The 12,497-nt window shown below is 64.4% G+C and carries 9 protein-coding genes; 3 read left to right on the plus strand and 6 right to left on the minus strand.

The annotated features are described in order from the left end of the window. Positions 1 to 261: 261 nt before the first annotated feature. Entirely contained in the window at positions 262 to 543 is a 282-nt protein-coding gene (locus tag ACVOLQ_RS04445; RefSeq protein WP_313174142.1) for a DUF2782 domain-containing protein, read from the minus strand. Positions 544 to 621: 78 nt separating this feature from the next. Between ACVOLQ_RS04445 and polA the strand changes: the two genes are divergently transcribed. Then, positions 622 to 3,390, plus strand: coding sequence for a DNA polymerase I (polA, locus tag ACVOLQ_RS04450; RefSeq protein WP_481527222.1), 2,769 nt, complete (start codon positions 622 to 624; stop codon positions 3,388 to 3,390). Between the two features lie 399 nt (positions 3,391 to 3,789). Beyond that, positions 3,790 to 4,272: a DUF421 domain-containing protein gene (locus tag ACVOLQ_RS04455; RefSeq protein ID WP_313174140.1), complete on the plus strand. Its 483-nt coding sequence runs from the start codon at positions 3,790 to 3,792 to the stop codon at positions 4,270 to 4,272. Between the two features lie 263 nt (positions 4,273 to 4,535). On the opposite strand, the gene hemF is transcribed toward ACVOLQ_RS04455, so the two are convergent. The 5 genes from hemF to ACVOLQ_RS04480 form a co-directional block, all read right to left on the minus strand. Further along, positions 4,536 to 5,432: an oxygen-dependent coproporphyrinogen oxidase gene (hemF, locus tag ACVOLQ_RS04460; RefSeq protein WP_313174138.1), complete on the minus strand. Its 897-nt coding sequence runs from the start codon at positions 5,430 to 5,432 to the stop codon at positions 4,536 to 4,538. A 46-nt stretch (positions 5,433 to 5,478) separates the two neighbouring features. Continuing rightward, on the minus strand, positions 5,479 to 7,035 hold the full coding sequence (locus ACVOLQ_RS04465) for a hypothetical protein (RefSeq protein ID WP_481527223.1): 1,557 nt from the start codon (positions 7,033 to 7,035) through the stop codon (positions 5,479 to 5,481). Positions 7,036 to 7,051: 16 nt separating this feature from the next. Further along, positions 7,052 to 7,630 (minus strand): hypothetical protein, encoded by a 579-nt coding sequence (locus tag ACVOLQ_RS04470; protein WP_313174134.1) that lies wholly within the window; start codon positions 7,628 to 7,630, stop codon positions 7,052 to 7,054. A 40-nt stretch (positions 7,631 to 7,670) separates the two neighbouring features. After that, positions 7,671 to 8,102, minus strand: coding sequence for an NUDIX hydrolase (locus tag ACVOLQ_RS04475; protein ID WP_481527224.1), 432 nt, complete (start codon positions 8,100 to 8,102; stop codon positions 7,671 to 7,673). Positions 8,103 to 8,350: 248 nt separating this feature from the next. Further along, positions 8,351 to 10,717: a S9 family peptidase gene (locus tag ACVOLQ_RS04480; RefSeq protein WP_481527225.1), complete on the minus strand. Its 2,367-nt coding sequence runs from the start codon at positions 10,715 to 10,717 to the stop codon at positions 8,351 to 8,353. Between the two features lie 384 nt (positions 10,718 to 11,101). Between ACVOLQ_RS04480 and ACVOLQ_RS04485 the strand changes: the two genes are divergently transcribed. Beyond that, positions 11,102 to 12,496 carry a cytochrome ubiquinol oxidase subunit I gene (locus ACVOLQ_RS04485; RefSeq protein WP_481527226.1) on the plus strand — a complete coding sequence of 465 codons (1,395 nt, stop codon included), beginning with the start codon at positions 11,102 to 11,104 and terminating at the stop codon, positions 12,494 to 12,496. Position 12,497: the final 1 nt, after the last annotated feature.

Genomic DNA, 12,497 nt, shown 5'->3' on the forward strand with positions numbered 1-12,497 from the left:
CAGCCACCAGAATCAACGAAGCCCTCGATTGGAGGGCTTTCGGCTTTTTGCCCCCTCCCTTTCGCGTAGCGAAGGGGAGGGTTGGGGAGGGGTGCTTTCCGCTGTGTCCCCAAAGAAACCAGCAACCGGAATCAACAAAGCCCTCGATTAGAGGGCTTTGTCTTGCCGGGGGAGTGGGCCTGCTGGCCTTCGGGCTTGGTCGCCAAAAGCACCCCTCCCCAGCCCTCCCCCTGCGCTTCGCGCAAGGGAGGGGGTAGAGGCTTACCAGCTATACAGCTTCCAGTACACCGGCTTGGTGCCGTCCTTGTCGCTGTCCATGCGGCCGTCGCCGTCGCGGTCGTACATGTAGAACGGGGCACCACGGGCCGGGGTCACCTTGACCATGCGCAGGGTGCCACCGACGCGGTATTCCTCGATGGTGTCGCCGTTGTCCATCGCCTTGCGGGTGACATCCGCACCTTTGACATCAACCGGTGGCGAGCCAGCGCCGAGAGTGGCGCAGCCGGCCAGGGCCAGCAGGGGGATCAGCAGCAAGGATTTCATGGTGGTGCTTCCTTCGGTGGGAATGGTCCGATTATGCCTGTCCACATGCAGCAGCGGCCCGCCGCGTAGAATCAGCGCATGAGCAGATTAGTCCTTATTGACGGTTCCAGTTACCTGTACCGCGCGTTCCACGCGCTCCCGCCACTGACCAATGCCAATGGCGAGCCCACCGGCGCGCTGTTCGGCGTGGTCAACATGCTGCGTTCCACGCTGAAGGAAAAGCCCGAATACGTCGCCTTCGTGGTCGATGCGCCAGGCAAGACCTTCCGCGATGACATGTACGCCGAGTACAAGGCCAACCGTCCGCCGATGCCCGACGACCTGCGCTCGCAGGTGCAGCCGATGTGCGACATCGTGCAGGCGCTGGGTATCGACATCCTGCGCGTGGACGGTGTGGAAGCCGATGACGTGATCGGCACCCTGGCCCTGGCCGGTGCCAAGGACGGCCTGGAAGTCACCATCTCCACCGGCGACAAGGATTTTGCCCAGTTGGTGCGTCCGGGCGTGGTGCTGGTCAATACCATGACCGGCAGCCGCACCGATTCGGATGCGGCGGTGATCGACAAGTTCGGCGTGCGTGCCGAGCAGATCGTCGATTACCTGGCGTTGATGGGCGACACCGTCGACAACGTGCCCGGCGTGGAGAAGTGCGGCCCCAAGACCGCCGCCAAGTGGCTGGCCGAGTACAACGACCTGGACGGCGTGATTGCCGCCGCCCCGACCATGAAGGGCAAGATCGGCGAGAACCTGCGCGCCGCGTTGCCGCGGCTGCCGCTGAACCGTGACCTGGTCACCATCCGCACCGATGTGCCGCTGCAACAGGGCCCGCGCGACCTGAAGCTGCGCGAACAGCACGTGGAGACGCTGCGCGAGCTGTATGCGCGTTACGGTTTCACCCAGGCCTTGCGTGAGCTGGGCGGCGTGGCGGCGCCGGACGTGGCCGCCGACAGCAAGCCCAGCCTGCGCGGCACCGCCGCCGGCTACGCCAAGGCAGCTGATAGCGAGCCGGTTGTTGGCCTTGATCCAGCGATGGCAGAAAAGGGTGAATACGAAACGGTGTTCACCAGCGAACAGCTGCAGGCCTGGGTTGCGCGTCTGCAGGCTGCCGACGAATTTGCCTTCGATACCGAAACCGACGCGCTGGACGCGATGCGCGCCAACCTGGTCGGCATCAGTCTGGCGGTGGAGCCGGGCAAGGGTGCCTATATCCCGGTGGGCCACACCTATCCGGGTGCGCCCGAGCAGCTGCCCCTGCAGCAGGTGCTGGACGCGCTCAAGCCGTTGCTGGAGGACGCTGGCAAGAACAAGCTGGGCCAGCACGGCAAGTACGACATCCACGTGCTGCGCCGCCATGGCGTGGACGTGCAGGGCTATGCCGATGACACGATGCTGGAAAGCTTCGTGCTCAATTCCACCGCCACCCGCCATGACATGGATTCGCTGGCGCAGCGCTATCTTGGCTACACCACCACCAAGTTCGAGGACGTGGCGGGCAAGGGCGCAAAGCAGATTTCGTTTGCCCAGGTAGGCATCGACGAAGCCGGCGCCTACGCCGCCGAAGACGCCGACATCACCCTGCGCCTGCACCGCGTATTGGCCCCGCAGCTGGCAGCGATACCGTCGCTGGAAAGCGTGTACCGCGATATCGAGATGCCGCTGGTGCCGGTGTTGGCGCGCATCGAGGCCAATGGCGTGCGCATCGACGCGGCCGAGCTGAAGCGGCAGAGCAATGACCTGTCCGCACGCATGCTGGCCGCGCAGCAGAAGGCCACCGAGCTGGCCGGGCATACCTTCAACCTGGATTCGCCCAAGCAGCTGCAGGCGGTGTTGTTCGACGAGCTTGGCCTGCCGGCGCTGGTGAAAACCCCCAAGGGCCAGCCCAGCACGAATGAAGAGGCGCTGGAGGCGATTGCCGAGCAGCATGAGCTGCCGCGGGTGATCCTGGAATACCGCGGCCTGACCAAGCTGCGCAGCACCTATACCGACAAGCTGCCGGAGATGGTCAACACGGATACCGGCCGCGTGCACACCAGCTACCACCAGTCCGGTGCGGCGACCGGGCGGCTGTCCTCGTCCGATCCGAACCTGCAGAACATCCCGGTGCGCACCGAGGATGGCCGCCGCATCCGCAAGGCCTTTGTCGCCCCGCCGGGTCGCAAGCTGATGGCCTGCGACTACTCGCAGATCGAACTGCGGATCATGGCGCATCTGTCCGAAGACCCGGGTCTGGTGCGCGCGTTCGAGCAGGGCGCCGACGTGCACCGCGCCACCGCTGCCGAAGTGTTTGGCCGTGCGCTGGACGAAGTGACGGCGAACGAGCGCCGCGCCGCCAAGGCGATCAACTTCGGCCTGATGTACGGCATGAGCGCCTTTGGTCTGGCCAAGAACCTCGGTATCGACCGCGGCCAGGCGCAGGATTATGTCGCGTTGTATTTCAGCCGTTATCCGGCGGTGCGTGACTTCATGGAGCGCATGCGTGCGCAGGCCCGCGAGCAGGGCTATGTGGAAACCCTGTTTGGCCGGCGCCTGTATCTGAATGACATCCACGCCCGCAACCAGGGCCTGCGTGCCGGTGCCGAGCGTGCCGCCATCAATGCACCGATGCAGGGCACCGCGGCGGACATCATCAAGCGGGCGATGGTCAGCGTGGACGCCTGGCTGCAGGGGTACAGCGACCAGGCCAAGATGATCCTGCAGGTGCACGACGAACTGGTATTTGAAGCCGATGCCGCATTCATCGACACCTTGCGTGCGGAAGTCGAGTCACGGATGGCGTCGGCTGCGACGCTGCGGGTACCGTTGGTTGTTGACACCGGAATCGGGGAAAATTGGGACGAGGCTCATTGATTTTCTAGTTTCTTAACTAGAAAGTATTAGTAAATGAAACAATGCGTCGCGTTACACCGCATTTATTAAATGCCAGCGGTATTTGGCAGATGAATCTGTCCTTAATTATTTTGAAAGCACGACAGATTCTTCACGATCCATCAAGGTTGGGAATGCTCATATAGTCCGCGACAGACGCAACGTCTGTCGCGGATCTCTCCCATCCCCTGGAGCAGATCTCGGAGCGGGGATTCCTCCCCAAATGCCCGCTCCCCGGCCCCGTCGACCCCCCCCTGGTCGGCGGGGCTTCTTTTTGTAGCAAATGAAACCATTTTGACCCGCGATAACGCCGTCGCGATACTCGCATTCCCTTTATCCGTGCTGGTCGAGGATGTTGCCATCGAGTGATGGAGGGGAATCATGTCCGACCTGTTCGCATTGGCGATGCCGTGGTGGGAATTCATCCTGCGCGCGGTGATTGTCTATGTCGTGGTGCTGGTGATGGTGCGGGTGGCCGGCAAACGCACGCTGGGCCAATTCACCCCGTTCGACATGCTGTTGCTGGTGTTGCTGGGCAATGCCGTGCAGAACGCATTGCTTGGCCAGGACACCTCACTGGGCGGCGGCCTGTTGCTGGCGGCCACGCTGATTGCGCTGAATTATTTCGTAGGTTGGATCACCACCCGCAGCCCGGCGATGGAGCGGGTGATCGAAGGCGAGCCGGTGGTACTGGCCCGGCACGGCCACGTACTGCAGAAGGTGTTGCGGCGCGAGCTGGTGAGCAAGGCCGATTTTTCCAAGGCGATGCGCGACGCAGGTTGCGACGACGTGGATGAAGTAGACCTGGCACTGCTTGAAACCAACGGCCACATCACCATCATCCTCAAGAAGGACCGGATGTAGTGCCGAGCCATGCTCGGCAGAGGTGTTGTAGCCGCAGCGTAAGCCGCGATGCTGGCGGACCATCCGATTGCAGGTATTGCGGCGATTTCATTTTTCATGGCTTCGCGGCTTACGCCGCTCCTACAAGACTACTTGTAAGGCCCCTTGCCGAGCATGGCTCGGCACTACGGTTGCGGTGCTGCTTGTGAGGCTCCTGCCGAGCATGGCTCGGCACTACAGGTTGTGGTGCTGCTTGTAAGGCCCCTGCCGAGCATGGCTCGGCACTACAGCCAATCCCTTGGGACCAGGTACTCGGCCAGGCGTGCTTCATCGCTGCCGTTGTCGGGGGTGTAGCCGTATTCCCAGCGCACGCGCGGTGGCAGGCTCATCAGGATGCTCTCGCTGCGGCCACCACTCTGCAGGCCGAACAAGGTGCCGCGGTCGTAGACCAGGTTGAATTCGACATAGCGGCCGCGGCGGTACAGCTGGAACTCGCGCTCGCGCTCGCCGTAGGGCGTGTCCTTGCGGCGCTCGACGATGGGCAGGTAGGCATCGAGGAATCCGTCGCCGACCGCTTGCAGGTAATTGAAGTCGGTTTCAAAGTCCGCGTGCAGGTCGTCGAAGAACAGGCCGCCAACGCCGCGCGTTTCATTGCGGTGCTTGAGGAAGAAATATTCATCGCACCAGCGCTTGTGCGCGCCATAACGGTCTTCGCCGTAAGGCGCACACAGCTCGCGCGCAACCGTGTGCCAGTGCTGCACGTCTTCGTCGAAGGGATAGAACGGGGTCAGGTCGAAACCGCCGCCGAACCAGGCTGCCACCGTCTTGCCATCCAGCTCGGCCTGGAAGTAGCGCACGTTGGCGTGGGTGGTCGGCAGGTAGGGGTTGCTGGGGTGGAACACCAGCGACACGCCACAGGCGCGCCAGGAGGCGCCTGCGAGCTCCGGGCGATTGGCCGAGGCCGAGGGCGGCAGGCGGGTGCCGGCGACGTCGGAGAAGCCGATGCCGGCCTGCTCGAACACCGCGCCATCACGCAGGATGCGGGTGCGGCCGCCGCCGCCTTCGGCGCGCTGCCAGCGGTCCTCGTTGAAACGGGCCTGGCCGTCGGCCTGCTCGATGGCGGCGCAGATGCGGTCCTGCAGGCCGGTCAGATAGTCGCGTACGCGGTCGAATTCGTTCATATGCGTACTGTAGCGCAGGCCGCTGCCGCGACCTGCGCCGCATGCCTTACTTGCGCAGCGATTTGCCCTTGCTGGGGGGCGCCGGTGCGTCGGCGTCTTCTTCGTTGTCGAGGTCTTCGGCGGCTCGCATCAGCTGCGCGCCCAGACCGGCCATTGCCCAGTTGGTGGTCTCGTAGACATCGCAGGCCACATGGGTGCCCTTGCCGTCGCGCTTGCAGATGGACAGCAGTTTGCCGGGGATGTCTTCGTCACCGGTGTTCTCGTAGACGCTGCGCAGGTTCTCGCAGCCAACGCGGACGCCGGCCTGGCAGAGCTTCTGGTAATACGGTGCGGCGGCCTGCCAGTCACCGGCCAGCGAGTGGCGGTGGCCGAGGGTGTTGCAGCCCTGCAGCTTGCCGCTGTTGCAGCAGGCCTGCGGGTCGCTGCCCACTGGGCAATCCTGCGGCAGCGGCAGCTCGACGAATACCTTGGGCGCGCTGCAGTGGTTGTTGCCGCCGGTGCGCTGGTAGACGGCATAGCGGTTCCAGCTGTCGATGCCGAGCAGGCCGCCGTTGCGCAGCGGCTTGAGCACGAAGTCGCCGCCCTTGTCGTGGTGGATATGGATGGCGCCATCCTCCAGGCGGGCGCGCAGCTCGCTGCCCATGCCCATCGTCACCAGGCCATCGTTGCCGAAACCGAGCGCATCCATCAGGCCGGTGCTGGCCTTGTAGTCGCCGCAGGGCAGGCTGCTGGCAGGGCCGACATTGAGGTCGGTGGCGTCCAGCGCGGCCAAGCCTTGTGCGCGCTTGCAGGTCATCTCGTCGGCGCCGGCCTTGCAGGCCAGCTGCAGCGCTTCGCGCGCGGGCAGGTAGCGTCCGGCATCCCAATGCGCATCGGCGACCTCGCTGCAGAAGCCGGCGTCCCGATGGCTGCGGCACAGCTGCAGCAGCTCGTTCAAACGCGGCTCGGGCAGCACCGCGCTATTGCTGCCGAACGCGCCGACCAGCGCCTTGGCCATGGCGATGCCGAGGACTTCCTTGGCTGCTGCCAGGCAGGCCGCTTCGCTGTACTGCGGAGTGCCTTCCTTGCAGACGGCAGGTTCTTCCAGGTCCGGATCGGGCGTTGCCGCCTGTAGTGCGGCCTGGGCTTCGTTGCGGTAGCTGGACAGCAGGCGCTCGCAAGCGAAGGGCAGGTCTTCCTGGCACCACTGGCGCAGCTGCTGCGGCGTTGCCGCGCTGGCGTTCTCGATGCAGCTGTCGATATCGGCACGGCAGCTGTTCGCGGCCGGTGTGGGCGCGGTCTTGCACCTGCTGCTGGCCTCCAGCACGTAGTCGCCGAGGCTGCCGGTGATGCGCTTGCCGTCGCTGCTGAGGCTGTACTCGGTGCTGAAGCCATTCGATACGTCAGCCGCGTGCAGGGTGTTGCCCTGCTGGCGGATTACATACTGGGTAGGCGCCAGGCCTTCATAGCGCATCGTGGCCTGGCTGCTGCTTTCAATCACGAAGCGGGCCGAGCCTTCTTCGGCGCTATAGCTGCCGCAGCTCAAGCTGGCGGCAGCCGCCGGCAATGCGCTCAGTGCCAGCAGGCCGCCGGCGAGGGCGGACAGTAGACGTGGAACAGACATGGAAACTCCGGGGGATTCAGTGAAACAGGGAACGGACGTCGGGACGGCTCAGCTTGATCACCAGCCAGCCGTGCAGTCCGGCCAATGCAAGCGCGGCGGCGATGCCGGTGATCAGCGAGGTCCACAGGCCAACGCGTAGTTGCACGCGCATTTCCAGGCCTTCTGGAGAATTGAGGAAGTCGGCAGGCACCATGGCCTGCATCGCTTCAAACATGCCGTGGATCAGCGGCAGGAAGGCGAAGTTGGCCACGGCCACCAGCACCAGGAAGACGATGAAGCCGATCCGGCCCCATTCGCGCTGCTTGAGCAATGCCCATGACACGGCAAGGAAGGCGATCGACAGCAACAGGCCGAGCACGCTCAGCGAGAACGCATGATCGGCGAGCCAAAGCATGCCCGGCGTCAGCGGCAGGCCTTCGTTCTGCATCACCTCGGTGATGTTTAACCGGCCCATCAGCGCTACCAGCAGAAGCTGCAGCAGGCTCCAGATGATGGCCATCGCCGCCATCACCAGCGACAGCTTTGCGGTGACGGCGACAAACGAGGCGGCTGCGGAAGAGGGGGCTGGAGAGGACGGAAACTGGGGTGGATTCACGATGGCTGGCTACGGATGCGTTGAGGAATGATGACGGGACTCAGCTGGCTTTCCCGCCGCGGAGGCGGGCTGCGGATGCTGCGGGCAATACATGCCGGGCGCTCAGTGGTGCCAGCTTCACGCCGTGCGGTGGCAGCAGCGGAATCCACGTCAGCTCGGCGATTTCCGCCTGTACCTGCGGGATGCCGCTGATGTGCACCAGGAAGGACTCGCCCTGCACACGGCGGCCGGGTTCGTTGACGGCGGCGTCTTCGAAAGTGCCCAGCGCCAGCGCGTTGCTGCGATCGACGTGTACGCCGAGTTCTTCGTGCAGCTCACGGGTGAGGGTCTGCAGGGCGTCCTCGCCGGGCTCGCGCTTGCCGCCGGGCTGGATGAAGGTATCCGAGCCGTGCTTGCGCACGACCAACACGCGCTGCTGCGGATCGAGGATGACAGCGGTGACGATGCGGATGGGGTTTTCAGTCGTGGACATGTGCTTCCAGCGGGTGGGGCTCCGTGTGGGGAATGGTACTGGAGGCTTGGTGGGTGGTGGAGCAAGAGCAAGAGCAAGAGCGCCCCTCCCCAGCCCTCCCCTTGGCTGCGCCAAAGGGAGGGAGCACAGCGGCCCCCTCCCTTGCGCAACGCGCAGGGGAGGGTTGGGGAGGGGTGCTCTTGGCTGTATGCAGAAAACATCCACCACCCACAAACAACAAGGGCGCCTCGCGGCGCCCTTGCAGATGTTTACTTCAGTTCCTGCTCGAACAGCTTGAGGATGCGCTTGTACTGGTCCAGCCAGGAATCGGCCCGCGTATAGCCGTGGCGTTCCAGCGGGTAGGGCGCGATCGACCAGTTGTCCTTGTGCAGCTCGATCAGCTTCTGCGTCATGTTGACCGAGTCCTGGAAGAACACGTTGTCATCCATCATGCCGTGCGCGATCAGCAGGTTGTCCTGCAGGCCCTCGGCGTACTCGATCGGCGAGGAGATGCGGTAGGCCTCTGGATCGATGTCCGGGGTGTTGAGGATGTTGGCGGTGTAGGCGTGGTTGTACTGGTGCCAGTCACCAACCGGACGCAGCGCGGCACCGGCCTTGAACGTGCCCGGCGAGCGGAACAGCGCCATGTAGGTCATGAAGCCGCCGTAGGAGCCGCCATAGATGCCGGCCTTGCTGCGGTCACCCTGCTTGGTCTCGACCAGCCAGTCCAGGCCGTCCAGGTAATCTTCCAGTTCCGGGTGGCCCATGTTGCGGTAGATGGCGGTGCGCCAGTTGCGGCCATAGCCCTCGCTGCCGCGGTAGTCCATGTCCAGCACGATGTAGCCCTTCTGCACCAGCAGGTTGTGGAACATCTGCTCGCGGAAGTAGTTGGAATAACGCGCATGCACGTTCTGCAGGTAGCCGGCGCCGTGCACGAACATGGCGATCGGGTACTGCTTGCCGGCTTCCAGCTTTTCCGGGCCGTAGTACTTGGCCCAGACGTGGCCGGCGCCGTGCTTGGACGGCACCTGCACCATCTGCGGCTGCACCCACTCGCGGGCCTTGAACTCGGCGCTGCGGGTGTCGGTCAGCTGGCGGGCTTCACCGCCGCTGCTCGGCAGCACGGCGATCTGCGCCGGCAGGTAGGGCGCGGAATAACGCACCAGCAGCTGCTGGCCATCCGGCGACAGGCTGAAGTCTTCCACGCCATCGAGCGCGGTTACTTCACGCACGGCACCGCCGTTGGCGTTGACGTTGCAGACTTCGTAATCGCCCGGCCACTTCTGGTTGCACAGGAAGTAGAAGCTGTTGCCGTCGGCGCTGACCACCGGTGCCGAGGTTTCCCAGTTGCCGGAGGTGATGGCCTTGGGCTTGCTGCTGCCAGTCTGCGTGTACAGGTGCGAGTAGCCCGATTCCTCGGACAGCAGCCACAGGGTGCGGCCGTCCGGCATCCAGCCGTAGTCGTTGAAGCCCCAGTTGATCCAGCCGCCGTCGGTCAGGCGGTGGCGGTTTTCCAGGCGCGCGCTGGTGGCGCTGGTGGTGGCGATCCAGCGGTCCTTGTTGTCATTGGCACGCAGCATGATCGCGGCCTGGCTGCCATCGGCATTCCAGCGGATGCCGCCGCCCATGAAGTCGCTCATCAGTTCCAGCGGACGGTTGCCCTTCAGCGCGTCCTTGCCGGCCTTGCGGCGCAGTTCGGCGAGCGGGTCGGTGGTGATGCCGGGCAGATTGTCCAGCGACAGCGGCTGGACCTTGCCGGTGGCCGCATCGGCCAACCAGAACGCATGCGGTTCGGGATCATTGCGGCCGACGCGGGTGCGGGTGTCCTCGGCTTCCTCGTAGCCCGACTCGGTGACGTACAGCGGCATCTTGCCGCCGCGGCCTTCGTCGTAGCCCTTGGGCTTGGTGACCACGATCAGGTGGCGGGCATCGGGCGACAGCGCGCTGCTGACGATCTCGACATCGGCGCCCAGGAAGATCGGTGCCGCGGCGCGGGTCGGGTCGGCCTGGCGCCAGCGTTCGCCCTGCTCACGCAGTTCCTCGCGCTGGGCGCGGTCGCTGCGCAGCGTGGACAGGGTGCGCATCTGCTGGTCACGCAGCACGTCGGCCTTGGGGGCGTCGGCCGGGTTCTTGTCGGCCTTGAGCTGGGCGACTTGGCTTGTGCTGTTGTTGCGCGGGTTCCAATGGAACCAGTTGTTGCTCACCTGCCAGATGACGCCGCCATCGCTGGCGAAGTTGACGTCGCTGGCGCGGTCGTTGCTGCGGGTCAGCTGGGTCAGCGCGCCGCTGCGCAGGTCACGCACGAACACGTCGCCGTTGCGCACGAAGGCCATGCGCTGGCGGCTGCTGTCATAGACGCGGTCGGCGGCATCGAGGGTGCCGCGCTGGTCATCGGCGACCTGCTGGCCGACGCCGCCGCTGAGCGGCAGGCGGAAGCTGTCGCGCACCTGGCTGCCCTGGCGCTTGAGCGTGTATTCCACCTGTTGGCCGTTCCACGACCACCAGGCCGATTCCACTGGCGGCCCGATCCAGTCGGGGTTGGCCATGGCCTGCTCGATGGTGATCGGCGTGGGCGCGGCATGGGCGCTGCCGAAAGCGGTCAACAACAGCAGGGACAGGGGCAGCAGCTTGGGCATCATTCGGCACCGGTGAAAGAGAACCCCGCAAGGGTAGCAGCGAGCACCTGCGGCGGGCTGGGCCACAGGTCATGGGGGCCGGGTTCGGCGGCTGAGCTGCCGGAATCGGCAATGTTTCAGCTGCCCGAATAGCTGCGGCAGAAGGGTAGTGCCGAGCCATGCTAGGCAGGGGCTTTACCGGTAAGGCCTCAGCCGAGCATGGCTCGGCTCTCCAGGACCAGCCAAATGCTGACCCCTCCCCAAGCCCTCCCCTTGGCCTTTGGCCAAAGGGAGGGGGCTAGAGCGGCTGCGACTTTTTGACGCACTGCGACATCCGGTCACATCCGGTCTTAACCAATACCGGACCAGAATTGCCCCAATTAAAGGTCATGCGGAGAAGCGCCCGTGGAAGCGCTGCTGTTGTCCCGGATCCAATTCGGCTTCGTCGTCAGTTTTCATGTGTTGTTCCCGGCCTTCACCATCGGCACCGCCAGCTGGTTGGCCTTCGTCGAATGGCGCTGGTTGCGCACCCGCAACCCGGTCTGGCGTGAGTTGTTTTTTTTCTGGCAGAAGATATTCGCCGTGTCCTTCGGCATGGGCGTGGTCAGCGGCATCGTCATGGCCTTCCAGTTCGGTACCAACTGGCCGCGCCTGAGCGAGGTAGCCGGTACGGTGATCGGGCCGTTGCTTACCTACGAGGTGCTGACCGCGTTCTTCCTCGAAGCGAGTTTCCTCGGCGTGATGCTGTTCGGCTGGGAGAAGGTCTCGCCACGGCTGCACTTCTTCTCCACCTGCATGGTGGCGCTGGGTACCTTGTTTTCCACCTTCTGGATCCTGTCTTCCAACAGTTGGCTGCATACCCCGGCGGGCTACACGCTGGTCGATGGCACCGTGCATCCGCAGGACTGGTGGCAGGTGGTGTTCAATCCCTCCTTCCCGTATCGCCTGGCGCATATGGCTTTGGGCTCGTTCATCACGACCTGTTTCGTGATCGGCGGCGTCGGTGCCTGGTATCTGCGCCGTGGCATGCATGTGGAAGCCGGCCGCAAGATGCTGGTAGCTGCTGTTGCGTTCGCCGCGCTCACGGTGCCGGTGCAGATTTTCGTTGGCGACATGCACGGCTTGAACACGCTGGAACACCAGCCGATGAAGATCGCGGCGATGGAAGCGCACTGGCATGAAACCCGGCCGGGCGAAGGTGTGCCGCTGGTGGTGTTCGCGGTGCCGAACGAAAAGGAAGAGCGCAACGATTACGAGATCGCCATCCCCAAGCTTGGCAGCGTGATCCTGACCCACAGCATGGACGGTAGCTTTGCGCCGTTGACCTCGGTGCCGGCCAGCGAGCGACCGCCGGTGGTACCGGTGTTCTATGCATTCCGCATCATGGTTGGCATCGGCACGCTGATGCTGGTGTTGGCGTGGATATCGGCTTTCCAGCTATGGCGTGGGCGTTTGCTGCAATCGAAGTGGTTGCTGCGAGGCTGGAACTGGATGCTGCCCAGCGGCTTTATTGCGCTGGTGGCCGGCTGGTTCGTCACCGAAATGGGCCGGCAACCGTGGGTGGTGTATGGCGTGCTGCGCACCGCCGATGCGGTGGGTACGCAGAGCGTGTGGATGACGGTGCTGTCGCTTGCCATCTACGTGATCGGCTATCTCTTCGTGTTCGGCTGGGGCATCTGGTACCTGGTCAAGATCATGCGCAGTGGGCCCAAGCCACATGACCCGCCGCCGCGCGACGACGGCATGCATACCCCGGCGCGGCCGCTGTCCGGCGTCAACGAACCACTGGAGGAGCGCTGAC

It is taken from the genome of Stenotrophomonas sp. STEN031 (assembly GCF_056759975.1).